The organism is Peribacillus sp. Hz7 (assembly GCF_042136355.1).
In the GTDB taxonomy this organism is placed as follows: domain Bacteria; phylum Bacillota; class Bacilli; order Bacillales; family DSM-1321; genus Peribacillus; species Peribacillus asahii_A.
Window position 1 is genome coordinate 106,457 of sequence record NZ_JBHHJV010000008.1, and the last position, 20,672, is coordinate 127,128.

16 protein-coding genes are annotated in these 20,672 nt (G+C 39.0%); 13 read left to right on the forward strand and 3 right to left on the reverse strand.

Features of this window, described 5'->3' with window-relative positions; genetic code table 11:
* Nucleotides 1–92 precede the first annotated feature (92 nt).
* Both ACE199_RS12965 and argS read left to right on the forward strand, forming a co-directional pair.
* Nucleotides 93–539: a YwiB family protein gene (locus tag ACE199_RS12965; RefSeq protein ID WP_119116236.1), complete on the forward strand. Its 447-nt coding sequence runs from the start codon at nt 93–95 to the stop codon at nt 537–539.
* The gene (gene argS / locus ACE199_RS12970; protein ID WP_375350144.1) at nt 536–2,206 is read left to right on the forward strand and encodes an arginine--tRNA ligase; all 1,671 of its coding nucleotides are present in this window, start codon (nt 536–538) and stop codon (nt 2,204–2,206) included. Before ACE199_RS12965 ends, argS begins: the two co-directional genes overlap by 4 nt.
* Before the next feature lie 107 nt (nt 2,207–2,313).
* On the opposite strand, the gene uvsE is transcribed toward argS, so the two are convergent.
* Both uvsE and cls read right to left on the reverse strand, forming a co-directional pair.
* Nucleotides 2,314–3,270 carry a UV DNA damage repair endonuclease UvsE gene (gene uvsE / locus ACE199_RS12975; protein WP_375350145.1) on the reverse strand — a complete coding sequence of 319 codons (957 nt, stop codon included), beginning with the start codon at nt 3,268–3,270 and terminating at the stop codon, nt 2,314–2,316.
* A gap of 463 nt (nt 3,271–3,733) precedes the next feature.
* Nucleotides 3,734–4,936: a cardiolipin synthase gene (cls, locus tag ACE199_RS12980; RefSeq protein WP_375350146.1), complete on the reverse strand. Its 1,203-nt coding sequence runs from the start codon at nt 4,934–4,936 to the stop codon at nt 3,734–3,736.
* Nucleotides 4,937–5,229: 293 nt separating this feature from the next.
* Between cls and ACE199_RS12985 the strand changes: the two genes are divergently transcribed.
* The 10 genes from ACE199_RS12985 to ACE199_RS13030 all read left to right on the forward strand — a co-directional run bounded on the left by ACE199_RS12985 (nt 5,230) and on the right by ACE199_RS13030 (nt 19,303).
* Nucleotides 5,230–7,362, forward strand: a complete 2,133-nt coding sequence (locus tag ACE199_RS12985) for a heterodisulfide reductase-related iron-sulfur binding cluster (protein ID WP_127762234.1) — start codon at nt 5,230–5,232, stop codon at nt 7,360–7,362.
* 193 nt (nt 7,363–7,555) lie between these two features.
* Complete coding sequence (locus ACE199_RS12990) at nt 7,556–8,746, forward strand: acetyl-CoA C-acetyltransferase (protein ID WP_375350148.1); 1,191 nt, start codon at nt 7,556–7,558, stop codon at nt 8,744–8,746.
* Between the two features lie 29 nt (nt 8,747–8,775).
* Nucleotides 8,776–9,627, forward strand: a complete 852-nt coding sequence (locus tag ACE199_RS12995) for a 3-hydroxybutyryl-CoA dehydrogenase (RefSeq protein WP_375350149.1) — start codon at nt 8,776–8,778, stop codon at nt 9,625–9,627.
* Nucleotides 9,628–9,661: 34 nt separating this feature from the next.
* A complete protein-coding gene (locus ACE199_RS13000) occupies nt 9,662–10,792 on the forward strand; it encodes an acyl-CoA dehydrogenase (RefSeq protein WP_375350150.1) in 1,131 nt (376 codons plus the stop codon).
* A gap of 28 nt (nt 10,793–10,820) precedes the next feature.
* Complete coding sequence (locus ACE199_RS13005; RefSeq protein ID WP_127762230.1) at nt 10,821–11,960, forward strand: acyl-CoA dehydrogenase; 1,140 nt, start codon at nt 10,821–10,823, stop codon at nt 11,958–11,960.
* Nucleotides 11,961–12,031: 71 nt separating this feature from the next.
* Nucleotides 12,032–12,679 (forward strand): TetR/AcrR family transcriptional regulator, encoded by a 648-nt coding sequence (locus ACE199_RS13010; RefSeq protein WP_127762229.1) that lies wholly within the window; start codon nt 12,032–12,034, stop codon nt 12,677–12,679.
* Nucleotides 12,680–12,693: 14 nt separating this feature from the next.
* Nucleotides 12,694–15,960 (forward strand): fused isobutyryl-CoA mutase/GTPase IcmF, encoded by a 3,267-nt coding sequence (icmF, locus tag ACE199_RS13015; RefSeq protein ID WP_375350152.1) that lies wholly within the window; start codon nt 12,694–12,696, stop codon nt 15,958–15,960.
* Between the two features lie 256 nt (nt 15,961–16,216).
* On the forward strand, nt 16,217–16,363 hold the full coding sequence (locus ACE199_RS13020) for a hypothetical protein (RefSeq protein ID WP_164853317.1): 147 nt from the start codon (nt 16,217–16,219) through the stop codon (nt 16,361–16,363).
* 240 nt (nt 16,364–16,603) lie between these two features.
* Nucleotides 16,604–17,197 (forward strand): DNA-directed RNA polymerase subunit delta, encoded by a 594-nt coding sequence (rpoE, locus tag ACE199_RS13025; protein ID WP_375350153.1) that lies wholly within the window; start codon nt 16,604–16,606, stop codon nt 17,195–17,197.
* 498 nt (nt 17,198–17,695) lie between these two features.
* A complete protein-coding gene (locus tag ACE199_RS13030) occupies nt 17,696–19,303 on the forward strand; it encodes a CTP synthase (protein ID WP_127762226.1) in 1,608 nt (535 codons plus the stop codon).
* A gap of 70 nt (nt 19,304–19,373) precedes the next feature.
* Here the strand turns inward: ACE199_RS13030 and ACE199_RS13035 are convergent, their stop codons facing one another.
* Nucleotides 19,374–19,901, reverse strand: a complete 528-nt coding sequence (locus ACE199_RS13035) for a DUF2529 domain-containing protein (protein WP_375350154.1) — start codon at nt 19,899–19,901, stop codon at nt 19,374–19,376.
* A gap of 228 nt (nt 19,902–20,129) precedes the next feature.
* Between ACE199_RS13035 and ACE199_RS13040 the strand changes: the two genes are divergently transcribed.
* Nucleotides 20,130–20,501 (forward strand): response regulator, encoded by a 372-nt coding sequence (locus tag ACE199_RS13040; RefSeq protein ID WP_375350156.1) that lies wholly within the window; start codon nt 20,130–20,132, stop codon nt 20,499–20,501.
* Nucleotides 20,502–20,672 lie beyond the last annotated feature (171 nt).

The following is a 20,672-nucleotide window of genomic DNA, read 5'->3' on the forward strand; positions in this document are numbered from 1 at the left end:
TCGTTTATTTCACATGAAATCGAAGTTGAAACTTCGCTTCAGAATCTTTATACTTAAAAAGTTAAGGATGACGCCATGAAGGAAGTGTTTTTTTGTCTCTTCATCATATAAATAAACAAAAAGTTAAAGTAACTCTCCAAACGAAAATCACGTTTGGTCAAGATACAGAAACGTATGAACTCATTACCTTTGGGACAAGTGTGTACAAAGGAGATACGTTATACATTCAATATACCGAAGAAAACGAAGCGGGTTCGACAAATACAACGGTTAAGCATAAAGAAAATGAAACATTGCTGCTTAGAAGCGGTGTGTTTAAAATGCGTCAAGTATTTCGTTTAAACGAATTAACAGACGGCTACTATGAAAGTATATACGGCCGGCTTGGAACGCAGACGAAAACGAAAGTACGCAGTTATCATTGGGATGAACAAGCAAGAGAAGGGAAGCTTATGTTGCGTTATACATTACAGATGCAAGGAAGCGAGCCTGGGCAATATGAGATGAAGATTTCTTATAAGGAGGAAACAGCGAAATGAACGTTGTAGAACAAGTGCAAGCAAAGTTAAAAGAAGAAATTAAAGCAGCTGTCTTAAAAGCTGGCCTAGCAACAGAAGAACAACTACCAGATGTTATTTTAGAATTGCCAAAAGATAAAGCAAATGGTGATTATTCAACCAATATGGCGATGCGCCTAACAAAGACTGCAAAAAAGGCACCAAAAATGATTGCGGAAGAATTAATTGCGAACTTCGATCAATCTAAAGCATCGATTGAAAAAATTGAAATTGCGGGCCCAGGTTTTATTAACTTTTATATGAATAATTCATATTTAACGGAGCTTATTCCGGTTATTCTTGAAGCGAAGGATGCTTACGGTGCAACCGATTTTGGAAAGGGCGAGAAAATTCAGGTAGAATTTGTTTCGGCAAACCCAACTGGTGATCTACACCTAGGACATGCTCGCGGGGCAGCTGTAGGGGATTCATTATGTAATGTGTTAGCGAAAGCAGGCTATGATGTATCTCGTGAATACTACATTAATGATGCTGGGAATCAAATTAATAACTTAGCTCTTTCAGTAGAAGCGCGTTATTTCCAAGCGTTAGGCATCGATAAAGAAATGCCTGCCGATGGTTACCATGGGGAGGATATTATCGGGATTGGGAAAAAGCTTGCTGAGGAGTTTGGCGACAAGTATGTGAATGTGGATGAACAAGAACGTTTCGATTTCTTCCGTGAGTACGGTTTAAAATATGAAATGGCTAAATTAAAGCAGGACCTTGAAAACTTCCGTGTCGGTTTTGATGTATGGTATTCAGAAACATCTCTTTACCAAGATGGAAAAATCGATGCTGCACTAGCTGTCCTAAAAGAAAATGGTCATATTTATGAGCAAGACGGAGCAACTTGGTTCCGTTCAACGGAGCTTGGTGACGATAAAGACCGCGTGTTAATTAAACAAGATGGTTCTTATACGTATTTAACACCAGATATTGCTTACCACCGCAATAAATTAGAGCGCGGTTTTGAAACATTAATTAATATTTGGGGAGCGGACCATCACGGATATATCCCGCGTATGAAAGCGGCTATTGAAGCGCTAGGATACAATCGCGAGCAGCTTGAAGTGGAAATTATTCAGCTTGTACATTTATATAAAAACGGCGAGAAAATGAAAATGAGTAAACGTACAGGTAAAGCTGTGACGATGCGTGATTTAATTGATGAAGTCGGTTTAGATGCAACGCGCTACTTCTTTGCAATGAGAAGTGCCGATACGCATATGGATTTTGACTTGGATCTAGCTGTTTCTCAATCAAATGACAACCCAGTATACTATGCACAATATGCGCATGCTCGTATTTCAAGTATTTTGCGTTCAGGTGCTGAACAAGGCATTAGCTTTGAAGGAGTTACGGATTTCACTGCGGTTTCTTCTGAAAAAGAAATTGAACTGTTGAAAAAGCTAGGAGAATTCCCTCAAGCTATTGCAGAAGCAGCGGATAAACGGATGCCGCACCGCATCACGAACTATATTTTTGACTTAGCATCTACATTCCACAGTTTCTATAATGCGGAGAAAGTATTAGATGCAGATCAGTTGGACAGAAGTAAAGCACGCTTAGCGCTTGTTAAATCTGTTCAAATTACATTGAAAAATGCCCTAGCACTAATCGGCGTATCTGCACCAGAGAAGATGTAAAAAGAAAAGCGAGCTAGCCGCAGGAGCTGGACAAAAAGAAAAGCAGAAGCGGCTCGACCAGCTAGCAAAGAAAAACGGACAAACGATTTCGATGTTTGTCCGTTTTTCTATTTCCATATAACACTGCCGCCACTTACTCTTTTAACACCGCGAACTTTGGCTATATCTTCGATTAATTTTAGCATCGCTTGATCCTTCATTTTAGCCTCAATCATGAAATCCACATCTTGTCCAAGTTCTTGTAAAGCTTTGAATAAGGGTTTAAGAAACTCAATATCCACAAAATCAGCATGTGAGCGAAAGGTTGTTTCTGATTTTGGAGAAGAAATATGAATTTTCGGTACTACATTCGTATGCTTCCAAGTGCAAAAAACATCATAAAGTAAGTCTGTAAGCGGCACCTCACATAAATTGGCCATATGATGATGATAGTCAAATACAAGTGGAATTTGTTCCTTCTGACAAATATGGAACGTTTCGAGTGCGGTATATGTTTTATCGTCATTTTCTAATGTCATCTGCGCTTTTACTTGTTGGGGAAGCTGTTTTAGATTTTCATGAAAACGAGCAGTAGCTGCAATCTTATCCCCATAGGCGCCGCCGACATGAATATTGATATAGGACTGCTTTTCTATGCCCATTGCTTCAAGCATTCGATAATGAAAGGTCATATCTTTTACTGCATTTTTTGTTATGTGGGGCTGCGGGCTTGTAAATAGCGTAAATTGATTAGGGTGGAAGCTAACACGCAAAGCATGCTGTGTAATCCAATCGCCGAGCTCCTTCCATTCTTGTTCAAACGGAGTGACAAAATCCCACTCAATATCAGGATGTGTCGCTAATGGAACAATTGAACTCGAAAGACGATAGAGTTCGATTTGATGAGCGGTATTGTAATATAAAATACGCCGTGTATTTTCGATATTTTGCTTCGTCACGTTAAGCAGTTTTGCCAGCCCTTCTTCTTCACCTAGAGTTGTGAATCGCTTAAAGGTCAAAGTTTTAGCAGGGGAGGCCTCCCATAAACAAGTAGCATTAGCCACATAACCGAAGCGGATTTTCATCTATGGTTCTCTCCCTTTGTTAGGTTATGCTAAAAGGTGAGGCTGTTCCAAAGGTCATGAAAATGGCTTTCGGGACAGCCTTCCCGTTTAGTTGAATAATCATTCTTCTTATATAATTTTTTTACTGTTCTCAAAAAGTGTGTGTAAGGATAAAATTCTAGAAATCTGGCCAGGGAATGTCCTTCATAGGAGCCATGAAGGACAAAATTCAGGAATCTGGCCAGAAAAATGTCTTTCATCAAAGTCATGAAGGACAAAATTCGATAACTAGATCAGGGGAATGTCCTTCATCAGAGCCATGAAGAACAAAATCCAGCAATTAGACAAGGGAAGTGTCCTTCATCAGAGCCATGAAGAACAAAATCCGGCAATTAGACAAGGAAGATGTCCTTCATTAGAATCATAAAGGAACCCCCCACTGATGGAAGTTCCAATTTAGCGGAAAATTGTTTAATAAAGCGATTTATAAAAAGGGTGATAAGCAAAAAGCGATTGCTTCTTTTAACTTGTGAAGTGCATTAGGTTTTTTATAAGCTTTCTCGTTAATTGGAGCGGATTCAGTAATGTCGACTTCTACATACTTTTTGGTCTGTTCAATCGATATGGAATCGAATAGTAAAGCATTAATTTCACTATTTAAAAATAAACTTCGCTTATCGAAATTGGATGTTCCGATATCGCTGATTTGATCGTCAATCAGCATCACTTTTGCATGATAGAAACCTCTATGAAATTGTAAAATGGTCGCTCCTTCTTTTTCTAATACACGAAAATACCGATAGGAGGCTTCTTTAACCAAAATATGGTCCGATGTTTTCGGAACAATAATCGTTAAAGCAACGCCTTTATGAAGCGCTTGTCTTAGTTTATTAAATAATCTTTCACTTGGAATAAAGTAAGGTGTACCAATTACGATTTTTTCTTCTGCCTGGTCAATAAGATCCAGGAATGTTCCTTCTACTCCCCAGCCATCTGTTACGATTAGCTGCTGTTTTTGGGTACCAGGCGAAAGTGGCGGAAAATAATGTGGATGTATGCGTAAATCCTCTTTTGTAGCCATGTACCAATCGGTTAAAAATGTACTTTGCAAATCCTGAACAGCTTCACCTTTTATTTTTATATGATAATCTCGCCAAGGATTTAGCTTGTTATCTTGATTGACATATTCTTTTGCGATATTTAATCCACCTAGATATCCAATTTTTCCATCAATTATGGTAATTTTTCTATGGTTCCGTTTTTGTAATGTATAAAAAAAGAACGGAAACCGCGGTTTGAAGCAATAGGAAAAATGTACGCCGCTTTGTTTTAATTCCCGAATGAGTTGTTTAGACAGCTTATGGGCACCTACCCAGTCTACTAACAAACGAACTTCCACATTGCTTTCGGCCTTTTGTTTTAAAAGCGCAACGAATTGCTGACTGAACTGATCATTTTTAATAATATAAAACAAAATATGAATATGTTTTTGGGCATGTTCGATTTCTGTAAATAAGTCATAGAATAGCTTTGGTCCTGAATTGAAAATTTTGATATTGCTTCGACGTAGCGGATACGTCTTTTTCTTCGTTTTTTTTCGATGTTGTGCTTGGCCCCACTTATAATCAATCCACAATAGAATGAGTATGATGAAGATGATGAAGGCTATCGTTCTAGCGATTTCCAACGATATTTCCCCTTTTTAACCAATTTTTATGTGCCAGTAATCCTTTAAGTTAGGTGAAGTGCAAAGTATGAAGGGCACAGAGTAACTTTCTTATTTATTGATTTTTTCCAAAAAATCCATTTCATAACCAAAGAAGAAAATGTAAAAAATTCAAAAAAGTGATTGACTGAATGCTCATTCATTATATAATAGAGGTAACAGTTAATTTCTTGAAAATACCATTTATACAAAAAAACAGAATATATGGTATTTTTAAATTGTGTAAAATATGCAAAAGGGGGCGGAGTGTAGAAATGAATGGCTTACTGTGGATTAACTTAATTGCTACTCTACTTGTAACCGCTTACGGGGTAAGTTTGTTTGTCTACTTGTTAAAGACACGAACGGCTTATGTGAAGCTCGGTAAGAAAGTAGAATTTGACAATCGTGTAAAAGAACGACTCGAAAAAGTTAAAATCAACGTTTTCGGGCAAAAAAAGCTATTCAAGGATAAAAAGAGTGGTATCATTCATCTTTTTCTTTTCTATGGATTTATTCTTGTTCAATTTGGCGCGATTGATTTCATTATTAAAGGAATTAAGCCAGGGGCTCATTTGCCATTGGGGCCTGTGTATCCAATCTTCACTTTCTTTGAAGAGATTGTTACGCTAGCAGTGCTTATCGCTATTTTTGCTGCTTTTTATCGTCGTTATATTGAAAAGCTAGTTCGTTTAAAACGAGGGTTCAAATCAGGCTTAGTTGTTATTTTTATCATGGGGATTATGATTACAGTTTTACTAGGAAATGGAATGGCAATGATCTGGCATGGGCATGAAGCTGCATGGTCAGAACCTGTTGCTTCCAGTATTGCTTTTTTGTTTGGCTGGATGGGTGAAACGGCGGCTATTACAGTTTTCTACATAGCTTGGTGGTTGCATCTGCTTATTATTTTAACGTTCCTAGTATATATTCCACAATCTAAGCACTTCCATTTGATTGCTGGACCGTTGAATGTATATTTGAATCGTTTAGATAATCCAGGAAAGTTGAAAGCGATTAATTTTGAGGAAGAACCAGAAGATGAAGAAGCGGAAGTGTACTACGGTGCGAAACGCATTGAAGATTTTACGCAACTTCAACTTGTTGATTTATATGCTTGTGTAGAATGCGGGCGCTGTACAAATATGTGTCCAGCAACAGGAACAGGAAAAATGCTGTCTCCGATGGATATCATTGTTAAAATGCGTGATCATTTAACGAATACAGGAGCTGTTGTAACAGGTAAACAGCCGTGGGTTCCAACTTTTGTTTTTGGAAACGCGGAAGGAAACCAATTGGCTGCAGCAGCAGCAAATTCAATTGGTGCTCAAGAATCAGCTGCAGCAGCAGAAGTATATTCGAGGAGCTTAATTGGTGAGGTTATTACAGAAGAAGAGCTTTGGTCATGTACAACATGCCGAAACTGTGAGGACCAATGTCCTGTTATGAATGAGCATGTAGATAAAATCATTGATATGCGCCGTTATCTAGTGTTAACGGAAGGTAAGTTAGATCCAGATGCACAGCGTGCGATGACGAACATCGAGCGTCAAGGGAATCCGTGGGGCTTAAACCGTAAGGAAAAAGAAGACTGGAGAGAGCTGCGTGACGATGTTCATGTACCGACTGTGAAAGAAGCGAAGAAAGCTGGCGAAGAATTTGAGTATTTATTCTGGGTTGGCTCTATGGGCTCTTACGATAGCCGCAGTCAAAAGATTGCCCTTTCTTTTGCAAAACTACTAAATGAAGCGGGAGTAAAGTTTGCTATTTTAGGAAATAAAGAGAAAAACTCAGGTGATACTCCACGCCGTTTAGGAAACGAGTTCTTATTCCAAGAACTTGCAAGCAATAATATTGCTGAGTTTGAGAAGAATGAAGTGAAGAAAATCGTAACGATTGATCCTCACGCTTTTAATATTTTCAAAAATGAGTACCCGGATTTCGGTTTAGAGGCAGAAGTCTATCATCATACTGAACTATTAGCGAAGCTTGTTCAAGAAGGGAAACTTGTACCGAAGTATGAAGTAAACGAGAAGATTACATTCCATGATTCTTGTTACTTAGGTCGTTACAATGAGGTCTATGACCCGCCAAGGGAGATTTTAAAATCGATTCCAGGTGTTACGCTTGTTGAAATGGAGCGGAAACGTGAAACAGGTATGTGCTGTGGTGCAGGCGGCGGCTTAATGTGGATGGAAGAAGAAACAGGACACCGTATTAATGTTGCTCGTACTGAGCAGGCTTTAGCGGTTAATCCATCAGTTATTAGTTCTGGATGTCCATTCTGTTTAACAATGTTGTCTGATGGAACAAAAGCAAAAGAAGTCGAAGAAAATGTAAAAACGTATGATGTAGCAGAATTATTAGAAAAATCCATCATTGGTGAATCCACAACTTTAGTGTCTTAAACAGTGGAATACCTGCTTCAATGGTCTATTGAAGCAGGTATCCACCAACTACTAACAATCTATCAGATTGCAATGTATGTTGAAAGTGTAATGAAAAACGTATAGGCCCATTTTTTATGATGTCATTTTGAGCGAGCGTTCAGTCAGTTAATTTTTCGGAATCTTTATAATATTTCGGAGGGGAATGATTTTAATGGGTAAAACAGTCATTGTGAGTGGAGTTCGAACACCAATTGGAAAGTTTAACGGTGGATTAGGCAGTTTAAAAGCGTCAGAACTTGGCGGAATTGTAATTAAAGAAGCGCTTGAGAGATCAGGTGTACCGTTTGATCAAGTAGATGAAGTCATTATGGGAAATGTATTACAGGCAGGGCAAGGTCAAATTCCGTCCCGTCAAGCTGCTCGTGCTGCGGGCCTTCCTTGGGATATTAAAACAGAGACGATTAATAAAGTGTGTGCTTCGGGCCTTCGAAGTGTTACACTAGCCGATCAAATTATTCGCTCTGGGGATGAGGAAGTGATTGTGGCAGGTGGTATGGAATCGATGAGCAATGCTCCGTACTTTATTCCAAAAGCGAGATGGGGTTTACGCATGGGCGATGCTGAATTAAAAGATTCAATGACTCATGACGGATTAAGCTGCAGCTTTACGGGTGTATCTATGGGGACATATGGAGACCAATCGGCAGAGGAATTCAAGCTATCCCGCGAGGCGCAGGATGAATGGGCATATCGCAGCCATCAAAAATCGATTGAGGCTATAGAAGGCGGCATCTTTAGAGAAGAGATTGTACCTGTTGAAGTTCCGGTCCGCAAAGGCCAACCGATTTTGATTGAAAAGGATGAGTCACCTAGAAAGGATACTTCACTTGAAGTTTTAGCTAAATTAGCACCGGCGTTTAATAAAGAAGGAACGATTACAGCAGGGAACGCTCCAAGTGTGAATGATGGAGCAGGTGCTCTTGTATTGATGAGTGAAGAACGGGCAATGAAAGAAGGGAAAACGCCTTTTGCTTATATTGTTGGTCATGCTGAGTTATCAATGGAAGCGAAGGATTTCCCAAAAGCACCGGGCCTTGTCATCAATAAGTTGTTAGAGAAAACAGGAAAATCTTTAGAGGAAATTGACTTGTTTGAGATCAATGAAGCCTTTGCAGCAGTGGCACTTATTACTGAGGAGATTGCAAAGGTTGATCCAGAGAAAGTGAATGTCAATGGAGGGGCCGTTGCACTAGGTCATCCGATTGGAGCAAGTGGCGCCAGAATTATTATCACCCTGATGCATGAACTAAAGCGTCGTGGCGGCGGGTTAGGAATTGCAGCGATTTGTAGCGGTGGCGGTCAAGGGGATGCTGTTTTAATTGAAGTACCAAAACAAGATTAATAGATTATTAATAATGGAGGCATACAGTCATGGCAATTAAAAGAATAATGGTCATTGGAGCGGGGCAAATGGGTTCAGGTATTGCCCAAGTATGTGCAATGGGTGGCTATCAGGTTATTCTACACGACTTACAAGAAGCTTTTGTAGAAAAAGGTCTAGCTACTATCACAAAAAATCTAGCTCGCCAAGTAGAAAAGGAAAAGATTACTGCAGAATTGCGAGATGCGACTTTATCAAGATTAACGCCATCAACTGATCTGCAAAATGCAGCAAATGTTGATTTAGTTATTGAAGCAGCTGTGGAAAATATGGAAATTAAGTCAAAGTTGTTTGCGGAGTTAGATCAAATTGCTCCAGAACATGCTATTTTAGCAACGAATACATCATCATTACCAATTACAGAGATTGCAGCTGTAACAAAGCGTCCAACTCAAGTGATTGGCATGCATTTTATGAATCCAGTTCCAGTTATGAAGTTGGTAGAGATTATTCGCGGGCTGGCAACTGCTGATGAAGTATATGTGGCGATTGAAGAAATGGCTAAATCATTAGGGAAGACTCCGGTGGAAGTAAATGATGCTCCTGGATTTATATCGAACCGTATTTTGCTGCCAATGATTAATGAAGCGATTTATGCCTTATATGAAGGAGTAGCGACAAAAGAAGCTATTGATGATGTCATGAAACTTGGGATGAATCATCCAATGGGGCCGTTAACGCTTGCTGATTTTATTGGCTTAGATACATGTCTATACATTATGGAAACATTGCACGAAGGTTTCGGTGATGATAAATATCGCCCATGTCCACTGCTGCGCAAATATGTAAAAGCAGGTTGGTATGGCAAGAAATCAGGACGTGGCTTTTACGAGTATAACTAAGTCTTGCATTTGATTTTCAGTGGGAGGAATATTCATGAAACTGCAATTTACGGAAGAGCAGCAAATGATGCGGAATATGGTCCGTGATTTTGCTAGAGAACATATTTCTCCATTTATAGCAAACATGGAAAATGGTGAATTTCCGCGCGAGGTTTTGTACAAAATGGGGGAGCTTGGTTTGATGGGTATTCCCATCCCGGAGAAATACGGCGGGGCTGAAATGGATTTCATGTCCTATATTATTGCGATTCATGAGATTTCAAAAGTAAGCCCAACAATCGGCGTTATTCTCTCTGTACATACGTCAGTTGGTACAAATCCAATTGTTTATTTTGGTACGGAAGAGCAAAAGCAACACTATGTACCGAAGCTTGCTTCAGGTGAATGGCTTGGCGCTTTTTGTTTAACCGAACCGAGTGCAGGCTCAGATGCTGCAAGTTTGAAAACGAAAGCGGTAAAGGAGGGGGATTTTTACCGCATTAATGGTTCGAAAGTGTTTATCACAAACGGCGGAGAGGCTGATGTATACATTGTTTTTGCTTCGACTGATCCGGCCAAGGGCAGCAAGGGGATTTCGGCCTTTATTGTGGAAAAAGGGACACCTGGTCTAGTCTTTGGTAAAGATGAACACAAGATGGGACTTCATGGTTCAAGAACGCTGCAACTATCGTTTGAGGATATGCGAATTCCTAAAGCGAATTTACTTGGTCAAGAAGGAGAAGGGTTCAAAATTGCCATGGCGAACCTTGATGTCGGGCGAATTGGGATTGCTGCTCAGGCGCTTGGGATTGCTGAAGGAGCCTATCAACACGCTGTGCAATATGCAAAAGAGCGCATTCAATTTGGAAAACCAATTGCTATGCAGCAGGGCATTGGCTTTAAGCTAGCTGATATGGCGACAGCAATCGAAGCATCTAGACTACTAATCTATCAAGCTGCATCTCTGCGCGCACAAGGGCTGCCATGCAGCAAGCAAGCTTCGATGGCAAAGCTGTTTGCTTCTAAAACAGCGGTGGAAGTGACAACTGAAGCTATTCAAGTGTTTGGTGGTTATGGATATACGAAAGAATATCCTGTGGAACGTTATTTCCGTGATGCAAAAGTAACAGAGATTTATGAAGGAACAAGTGAAATTCAACGAATAGTTATTAGTAAACATCTATAAAAAATCACATTTATTGGGGGAAAAGATTATGCAATTTAAATTAACAGAAGAACATGAAATGATTAGAAAAATGGTTCGCGATTTTGCGTTAAATGAAGTAGCTCCAACAGCAGCTGAGCGTGATGAAGAAGAGCGTTTTGATCGTGAAATTTTTGATAAAATGGCGGAGCTTGGTTTAACAGGTATTCCTTGGCCAGAACAGTACGGCGGTATCGGCAGCGATTATTTAGCATACTGTATTGCAATTGAAGAACTATCAAGAGTATGTGCTTCTACAGGTGTTACACTATCTGCACATACATCACTTGCAGGTTGGCCGATTTATAAATTTGGCTCTGAAGAACAAAAACAAAAATATTTACGTCCAATGGCGCAAGGTGAAAAAATTGGTGGGTACGGTTTAACAGAACCAGGTTCAGGTTCAGATGCAGGCGGCATGAGAACAACAGCTAAACTAGTTGGCGATGAATATATTTTAAATGGCTCTAAAATCTTTATCACAAATGGTGGTATTGCAGATACATATGTAGTGTTTGCACTAACAGATCCAGAATCTAAACAAAAAGGAACAAGTGCATTTATCGTTGAAAAAGACTTCCCAGGCTTCAGCGTAGGGAAAAAAGAACAAAAATTAGGTATTCGTTCGTCTCCAACAACAGAAATCATTTTTGAAGATTGTCGTGTACCAAAAGAAAACTTACTAGGGCAAGAAGGAGAAGGGTTCAAAATTGCGATGATGACACTTGATGGCGGTCGTAATGGAATTGCTGCTCAAGCAGTTGGAATCGCACAAGGAGCAATGGATGCTGCAACGGATTACGCGAAAGAGCGTGTTCAATTTGGAAAGCCAATTGCTCTTCAACAAGGAATTGGTTTCAAATTAGCAGAGATGGCAACAAACATTGAAGCAGCTAGACTATTAACATACCAAGCTGCATGGTTAGAATCTGAAGGTCTACCATACGGGAAAGAATCTGCGATGTCTAAACTGTTTGCAGGTGACACAGCAATGAAAGTAACAACAGAGGCTGTTCAAGTATTCGGCGGCTATGGTTATACAAAAGATTATCCAGTAGAGCGCTATATGCGTGATGCGAAAATCACTCAAATTTATGAAGGAACACAAGAAATTCAAAAGCTTGTTATCTCTAGAATGGTTACAAAATAAATAGAATAAGTGAGCAGTTATCCGGCTTTAAGCATAGCGCCGGGTAACTCCCTTTATAAAGGAGAGGGAGGATGGAGAAGAGAGAGGTTCATGCATCTGTTAAGGATGAGCAGCTTGTCGAGAAGCGGCGGAAGCAAATGATTAAGGGTGCTGTAACTCTTTTTCGCGAAAAGGGCTTCCATCGAACAACTACTCGAGAAATTGCTAAAGCGGCTGGGTTTAGTATTGGCACTCTTTATGAATATATTCGCTCAAAGGAAGATGTCCTATATCTCGTGTGCGATTATATTTATGAACAATTTCAAGAAAATTTACAAGAAGAATTTCATAAAAGTGACGGCACACTTGAAGGGTTAAAGCGATCGATTGCTTACTTCTATCAATCTATTGATGAAAGACAGGATGAAGTGCTTGTCATGTATCAAGAAGTGAAAGCACTGACAAAAGATGCTTTATCCTATGTATTAAAGAAGGAGCTCGAAATGGTCTCCATATTTGAGCAACTGATTCAACAATGTGTCGACAAAGGTGAAATTGAATTAAATGAAAAAGAAGTATATCTCATGGCTCATAACATTTTTGTACATGGGCAAATGTGGAGTTTTCGCAGATGGGCATTGAATAAAACGTACTCTTTAAAAGAGTATATTGAGCTTCAGACGGAATTAATGTTAAAAGGTATATCGAACAAGGAAAGTATCGAATCTAAAACATTTTAATGAGGGGGAGTCCCATGAGTGAGATAGAAGTATATAAACCAAAGCACCATATTCGTTTTGTTACAGCATCTAGTTTATTTGATGGTCATGATGCATCGATTAATATTATGAGACGTATTTTACAATCGAGCGGAGTAGAAGTTATTCATCTAGGTCATAACCGTTCTGTTGAGGAAGTAGTCAATGCGGCAATTCAAGAGGATGTACAAGGAATTGCGATGTCCTCTTACCAAGGCGGACATGTTGAGTATTTTAAATATATGTATGATTTGTTGAAGGAAAAGGGAGCATCGCATATTCGGATTTATGCGGGTGGCGGAGGCGTTATTATCCCTCGTGAAATTAAAGAACTGCATGACTATGGAATTGCAAGAATTTTTTCTCCTGATGATGGGCGAGATTACGGCCTTCAAGGGATGATTAATTTAATGCTTCAGGAATGTGATTATTCAACAGTTCAATCGTCATTGCAAAATCGTTTTGATCAGCTTTTGGCTGGCGATGTAAAAGCAGTTGCGCAATTTATTACCTTTGCTGAGAATAAGCTGGATGCGGTTTGCGAATCAGCGGCTACAACAGAAAGCCTCCTTGAACAAATTAAGACATCTGAGCAAGCGGTTCCAGTTCTCGGTATTACAGGAACAGGCGGTGCAGGAAAAAGCTCCTTAACAGATGAATTAATTCGTCGTTTCCTTAATGAAGTACCTGATCGACAAGTTGCTGTTCTTTCGGTTGACCCGACAAAGCAAAAAACAGGCGGGGCTTTACTTGGTGACCGAATTCGAATGAATGCCATTTTCTCAGATCGCGTTTATATGAGAAGTTTAGCTACGCGAAACTCCAGAACAGAGCTTTCCTTAGCTATTAAGGATGCCATTTCAGTTACAAAGGCAGCTGGCTTTGACTTAATCGTTGTAGAAACGAGCGGTATTGGTCAAGGTGATGCTGAAATTGCAGAGATTTGTGATGTAGCAATGTATGTGATGACGAGCGAATTTGGAGCCCCTTCACAGTTAGAGAAAATTGATATGATTGATTATGCTGATTTAATTGTTATTAACAAGTTCGAGCGCAAAGGTTCAGAGGATGCGCGCAACCAAGTTCGTAAGCAATATCAAAGAAGCCGTCAGGAGTTTGACCGTGATTTAGCTGATATGCCTGTCTATGGTACAATTGCCTCTCAATTTAATGATGAAGGAACAAATGCCTTATTCGCTGCATTAATTGAAAAATTAAATGAGAAAACAGGTGTACAATGGAGCACTCGCTTTACAAAGAAAGCGGAAGTTCATAAGCAAGACGTGATTATTCCAACAGATCGTCGTTACTATTTACGAGAAATTAGTGAAACGGTTCGTTCATATCATAATCAATCAGAAGAGCAAGCTAGAATTGCCCGAAAAGTATTCCAACTAGAAGGTGCAATAGCAGCTGTTCAAGACCGTGAGAACAATGAAGGGGTAATCGCAGCTCTTGAAGCATTAAAAGAAGAAGCGGTCTCTCAATTAACTAACGAATCTAGGAAAATTTTAGCGGGTTGGCAAGCGCTTAAAGAACAGTATGCAGGCGAGAAATTAATCACGAAGGTCCGTGATAAAGAAATTGTTACACAATTGCAAACGAAAAGTCTTTCAGGTCTGTCCATTCCAAAGGTTTCGCTTCCAAAGTATGAAGATTATGGTGAAATCTTGCGCTGGGTTTATCGTGAAAATGTACCAGGTGCTTTCCCTTATACGGCTGGGGTTTTCCCGTTCAAACGTGAAGGGGAAGATCCGAAGCGTCAATTTGCTGGAGAAGGGCCGCCTGAACGAACAAATCGCCGTTTCCATTACTTATCGAAGGATGATGATGCGAAGCGATTGAGTACGGCTTTTGACTCCGTGACTCTTTATGGCGAAGATCCAGATTATCGTCCGGATATCTTTGGGAAAATCGGGGAAAGCGGTGTTAACGTTTGTACGTTAGATGATATGAAAAAATTGTATGATGGCTTTGATCTTTGTCACCCGTCTACATCCGTGTCGATGACAATTAACGGGCCTGCACCAATTATTTTAGCGCTATACATGAATACAGCCATTCACCAACAAGTAGAGAAAAAGGAGCAAGAACTAGGTCGTAAGTTGACGGAGCAAGAATATGCAGAAGTAAAGGCATATACATTGCAAACGGTGCGTGGAACGGTTCAAGCGGATATTCTAAAAGAAGATCAAGGACAAAACACATGTATCTTCTCTACAGAGTTTGCATTGAAATTGATGGGTGATATTCAAGAGTACTTTATTAATAATAAAGTGAGAAATTACTACTCTGTATCCATTTCTGGGTATCATATTGCAGAAGCTGGAGCGAATCCAATTTCTCAGCTTGCATTCACGCTTGCGAACGGTTTGACATATGTCGAGTATTACTTGAGCAGAGGCATGAATATTGATGACTTTGCACCAAACTTATCGTTCTTCTTCTCTAACGGGCTTGATCCGGAGTATACAGTAATTGGGCGTGTGGCACGCCGAATTTGGGCAACGGTAATGCGCAATAAGTATGGAGCAAATGAACGAAGCCAAAAGCTGAAGTACCATGTTCAAACGTCTGGTCGCTCACTGCATGCTCAAGAAATTGACTTCAATGACATTCGAACGACTTTACAAGCGTTAATGGCTCTTCAAGACAACTGTAACTCATTGCATACAAATGCCTATGATGAAGCGATTACAACGCCAACGGAAGAATCCGTTAGACGTGCTATGGCTATTCAAATGATTATTACGAAAGAACATGGTCTTTCTAAAAATGAAAATCCGCTGCAAGGAGCATTTATTGTAGATGAATTAACGGACCTAGTGGAAGAGGCTGTTCTTCAGGAGTTCGATCGAATTAACGATCGTGGTGGTGTGCTAGGAGCAATGGAAACACAGTATCAACGTGGGAAAATTCAAGAAGAGTCAATGACCTATGAAATGAAAAAACATAGTGGAGAGTTACCAATCATTGGCGTTAATACGTATTTAAACCCAAATCCTCCTTCTCTTGAAGAAATTGACAGCATGGAGATTGCTCGAGCAACGTACGAAGAAAAAGAAGGTCAAATCTTAAACCTTCGAGCTTTCCAAGAAAGAAATCAACCTCTATACGATGAGGCAATCAACCGTCTAAAAGTAGCAGCGTTAAATGGAGAAAATCTTTTCGCAGAGCTTATGGAAACGGTTAAAGTTGCAAGCCTTGGCCAAATTACTCATGCTTTATATGAAGTTGGCGGAAAATATAGAAGAAATACGTAAAAGGGAAGAAGGTTGTCGAATATGTTCGACAACCTTCTTTATTGTTGATTCATCAATCCTGTCCATCACATGGTCTTAAGAAAAGGCGTGTGAAACCGCGGTTTCGTACGAAATGAGCCAAAAATCAACAGCGCTCTATAACAAAGTAAAGAAAAGAACAAGATGGTGTTTCACTATATATCATTTGTTTTGCAGCCTTTTCGATTATAATAGAGGATAAAATAGGGAATACCCCATTTGGGAGTTGAGAGATGTAATGAGACTGCTTATGATGATCATCGGCTGTGTGTTTACTTTGGTTGTTTGTATCACATTATATGAACATCAATTAGGAGCAATTGCCTTTCTAATTTTATCGATTATTTGTTTTGCAGCAGCTTATCGTCAAAGGAAAGTAAAGTAAGAGGAGTAAAATAGGGAAAAACTGTGAAAGTATTTAGATTGAACTAGCATAAACCTCTGCAATTTGTTTATAATGGTTTATATGTTTAGCTGGAGCTGTGCCTATCAAGTTCTAGTTAAATAGTTGATTAAAAGGCTAATTAATACTATTATTCAAAAGGCAACAATGTCATATAACAGAGCCTATCAAAAATAGAATGGTTAAGTGAAGCTGTTTAAATAGAGAAGGGAAGTGTGTCATTTGAGTTTACAACAATGCTCAAAAGAACAATTAGCAGAAATGTCGTTAATTGAATTAGCATACGATTTATTAGTAGAGAAAAATGAGCCAATCTTTTTTAATGATTTAGTGGCAGAAATGGCTGCATTAAAAGGTGTATCAAAAGAAGAACTTGCGGCTAAAATTGCTCAGTTCTATACAGATTTGAATGTAGATGGTCGCTTTACTTCACTTGGGGAGAATCGTTGGGGATTAAAAATCTGGTATCCAGTGGATCAAGTGGAAGAAGAAGTTGTACATACAGATAAACCGAAAAAGAAAAAGAAATCGAAGAAGGCTGCAGCTGCTGTGGTTGACGGTTTCGATGAATTGGATGATGAAGATTTAGAATTTGATGAAGATCTTGAGGATTTAGCAGAAGATCTTGATGATAGTGAAGATGACGATCTTCTTGATGATGATGATGATGACTTAGATGATGATCTTCTTGATGACGTAGACGAAGAAGAAGATTTGGATGAAGATTTATTAAAAGATGAAGAATTTGAGTTGGACGAAGAAGACGAAGAAGAGGAAGAAGAAGAATTATTTGAAGATGAGGAAGATAAAAAGTAAAATAATCGGACTTGACTTTTGATGACGAAATTTGTAGAATCATTTTTGGGCTCCTTAAAAAGGACACAATGATGAATGATATCGCTCCCTTACAATAGTAGGTGGAGCGTTTTTATTTTTGGGTGTATTTTTTATGAGACTTTCGTTTGTTATGCCTTTTCACTAAATGAAATAGGTTAAAAAATGAATGGCGCTATATAACACAGTGTAATTGTCTTGTACTGCTTGGCTTGTAATGGGCTGAGTAAGTTAGTATAGGTAAAACAAGAGCTGCTAGTATATGTACAGCTTTTAATCGGTAATGGACTACAGATGATGGAATGAACAATGACATCATTTTTTTATTTTTTCAAATGAATTTTTTAAAGAAGTAGAAACTAGGTAGGAAGCCGAGTGGAAGTTGTAGGATGAACAGAGGATGTGCGCGTTGCTGGGTAAGCATCTGAGCAGTAATTAAATCAACAGCATTGGTTGATAACTTTAAGAGGAGGACATATCATGACCAAATATATTTTTGTAACAGGTGGAGTAGTTTCTTCCCTAGGTAAAGGGATTACAGCTTCTTCTTTAGGGAGACTTTTAAAAAATAGAGGATTAAATGTAACTATTCAAAAATTTGATCCATACATTAACTTGGATCCAGGTACTATGAGTCCGTATCAGCACGGAGAAGTATTCGTAACAGATGATGGAGCAGAAACAGATTTAGACTTAGGCCACTATGAGCGTTTTATCGATATTAACCTAGGTAAACATAGTAACGTAACAACAGGTAAAATTTACTCAACTGTGTTGAAAAAGGAACGTCGCGGTGATTATTTAGGTGGAACAGTTCAAGTTATTCCACATATTACAAATGAAATTAAAGATCGTGTTTTCCGTTCTGGAAAAGAAACGAATGCTGATGTTGTTATTACAGAAATTGGAGGAACTGTAGGGGATATCGAGTCTCTTCCATTCCTAGAAGCGATCCGTCAAATTAAGAGTGATATTGGTCGTGATAATGTAATGTACATTCACTGTACGCTTGTTCCATATATCAAAGCAGCGGGTGAATTAAAAACAAAACCAACTCAGCATAGTGTAAAAGAACTTCGTAGTTTAGGTATTCAACCAAACATTATTGTTGTGCGTACCGAGCAACCTATTTCACAAGATATGAAAGATAAATTAGCGTTATTCTGTGATATTGACAAAGATTCTGTTATTGAATGTCAAGATGCAGATACGCTATACTCGATTCCACTTTCATTGCAAGAACAAAACATGGACCAAATCGTCTGTGACCATTTGAAATTAGATTGTGGTCAAGCGGATATGGAAGATTGGAAAGAGCTTGTAGCAAAAGTAACATCTCTTACAAAGAAAACAAAAATTGCTCTTGTTGGGAAATATGTTGAATTACAAGATGCTTACCTTTCTGTTGTAGAAGCATTAAAACATGCCGGCTATTCTTTCGATGCGGATATTGAAATCGATTGGATTAACTCTGAACATGTTACGAAAGAAAATGCGGCAGAATTGCTTCAAAGTGCAGATGGTATTCTTGTTCCAGGTGGCTTCGGTGACCGTGGAATTGAAGGGAAAATTGTGGCGATTGAATATGCACGTGTCAATAAAGTTCCGTTCCTTGGCATTTGCTTAGGTATGCAGCTAGCATCTATTGAGTATGCGCGCAACGTATTAAACTTACCGGATGCACATTCAGCGGAAATTAAGCCAGAGACAAAAAATCCAATTATCGACTTGCTTCCTGAACAAAAAGATGTGGAAGATTTAGGTGGAACGCTTCGTCTTGGATTATACCCATGTAAATTGACAGAAGGAACAAAAGCGTTTGAAGCATATAAAGAAGCTGTTGTTTACGAACGTCACCGTCATCGCTATGAATTCAATAATGAATATCGTCCACAGATGGAGAAAGCTGGTTTTGTCTTCTCTGGTACAAGCCCAGACGGACGTCTAGTAGAAATCGTAGAGTTGACAGATCATCCTTGGTTCGTAGCATCACAATTCCATCCAGAGTTTATTTCACGTCCAAATCGCCCGCAGCCGCTATTCCGTGACTTTGTTGGCACGGCATTACAACGCAGCGAAAACGCGTAAAAAAATAACAAGAGGCTGTCCAATTGGACAGCCTCTTTATCTGTTTGTTCTCAGGAGGAATTCCGTCAATTCACTGATACTCCTGTAAAATTTCCTCTATGGTGAATTTAATGCCATAGTAAGCGAATAAAGCGATTAATAAAGTAGGGTAGCCGACTCGATTGCCTAATTCATCTGGAATTAATCCTCGTTGTACGCGTAAATCAATATGCACATCAGCGAGTGTAGCGAGAGAATCGCCTTCTGCTTCAACAACGGTCGATACAGCAACAAAAGGGATGTCCGCTTGTTGTAATCGTTGTGCTAATCGAATGGCTTCCGGGTCGTTAGAGAATCGACTGAACAATAAGAAACGATCTTCAGAGCCGAGTGTTAGTGCTTCATCAAGATGATAGACCTTTGCTGCAGGTAAAGGTTCAACGCCACTTAAGGCCTCCCTCGTTACACCGTCCATTTCTTCAAATCCATATATATAAATGGATCCCTCACCGATAACGGCTTGAGCTAGGAGCCGAGCGGCATCTTCTATATTAAATTCTTCATGGTCCATCATTTTTTTAAATAACCCATTAATTTGAGTAGAAAATATTTTCAACATGGAGTATATAAGCTTCCTTTCATTTTTTCTTTTCATACTATCAGAAATTGCAGTTTTTCACGAATTGAATGATTTTGTCTGTACATTATGGAGAAAAAGGATAAAATAGTGATAAATGTTAATGTATATTACTAATGTGCTAATGCAGGAATTTTATTATTATTAGCGAATTATGAAGCGAGAGAATAGTTTGTACGAAAAATCAGGAGATAAAGAAGAGGTGGTAGTATGGCGGCGAAAATCTTAATTGTCGACGATCAATTTGGAATTAGGATTTTGTTAAATGAAGTTATGGTTCGAGAAGGGTATGAAACTTATCAAGCAGCAAACGGTGTACAGGCACTCGAAATCGTTCACCAACATGATCCTGATTTAGTTTTATTAGATATGAAAATTCCAGGTATGGATGGCATTGAAATTTTAAAACGAGTAAAGAAAATTAAACCTGAGATTCGAGTGATTATTATGACAGCTTATGGAGAACTCGATATGATTCAGGAAGCGAAAGAATTAGGAGCCATTACTCATTTTGCTAAACCATTTGATATTGATGATATAAGAAAAGCTGTCCGGGATTATTTACCAATTCAATCTAATTAATTCGACAATGTTCAATAAGTGTTTCCCATGAGGATGAAACGGTATATGGACATGCTTTTAGCTCTTTCTAACCATAACAACACGGCTGTCCTTATGAAAAAGAACAGCCGTGTTGCTATGAAAAGCAGTTTCTCACGTCTTTCAAGATGCCGGAGCGAGAATAAGCAATAA

What these genes read in the sequence shown, in the direction of transcription:
- ACE199_RS13035 (WP_375350154.1), bottom strand. Translation starts at nt 19,901, where the DNA reads ATGTTGAAAATATTTTCTACTCAAATTAATGGGTTATTTAAAAAAATG.
- ACE199_RS12985 (WP_127762234.1), top strand. Translation starts at nt 5,230, where the DNA reads ATGAATGGCTTACTGTGGATTAACTTAATTGCTACTCTACTTGTAACC.
- ACE199_RS13040 (WP_375350156.1), top strand. Translation starts at nt 20,130, where the DNA reads ATGGCGGCGAAAATCTTAATTGTCGACGATCAATTTGGAATTAGGATT.
- ACE199_RS13030 (WP_127762226.1), top strand. Translation starts at nt 17,696, where the DNA reads ATGACCAAATATATTTTTGTAACAGGTGGAGTAGTTTCTTCCCTAGGT.
- ACE199_RS13005 (WP_127762230.1), top strand. Translation starts at nt 10,821, where the DNA reads ATGCAATTTAAATTAACAGAAGAACATGAAATGATTAGAAAAATGGTT.
- ACE199_RS12990 (WP_375350148.1), top strand. Translation starts at nt 7,556, where the DNA reads ATGGGTAAAACAGTCATTGTGAGTGGAGTTCGAACACCAATTGGAAAG.
- ACE199_RS13010 (WP_127762229.1), top strand. Translation starts at nt 12,032, where the DNA reads ATGGAGAAGAGAGAGGTTCATGCATCTGTTAAGGATGAGCAGCTTGTC.
- ACE199_RS12995 (WP_375350149.1), top strand. Translation starts at nt 8,776, where the DNA reads ATGGCAATTAAAAGAATAATGGTCATTGGAGCGGGGCAAATGGGTTCA.
- argS (WP_375350144.1), top strand. Translation starts at nt 536, where the DNA reads ATGAACGTTGTAGAACAAGTGCAAGCAAAGTTAAAAGAAGAAATTAAA.
- ACE199_RS13020 (WP_164853317.1), top strand. Translation starts at nt 16,217, where the DNA reads ATGAGACTGCTTATGATGATCATCGGCTGTGTGTTTACTTTGGTTGTT.
- ACE199_RS13000 (WP_375350150.1), top strand. Translation starts at nt 9,662, where the DNA reads ATGAAACTGCAATTTACGGAAGAGCAGCAAATGATGCGGAATATGGTC.
- icmF (WP_375350152.1), top strand. Translation starts at nt 12,694, where the DNA reads ATGAGTGAGATAGAAGTATATAAACCAAAGCACCATATTCGTTTTGTT.
- uvsE (WP_375350145.1), bottom strand. Translation starts at nt 3,270, where the DNA reads ATGAAAATCCGCTTCGGTTATGTGGCTAATGCTACTTGTTTATGGGAG.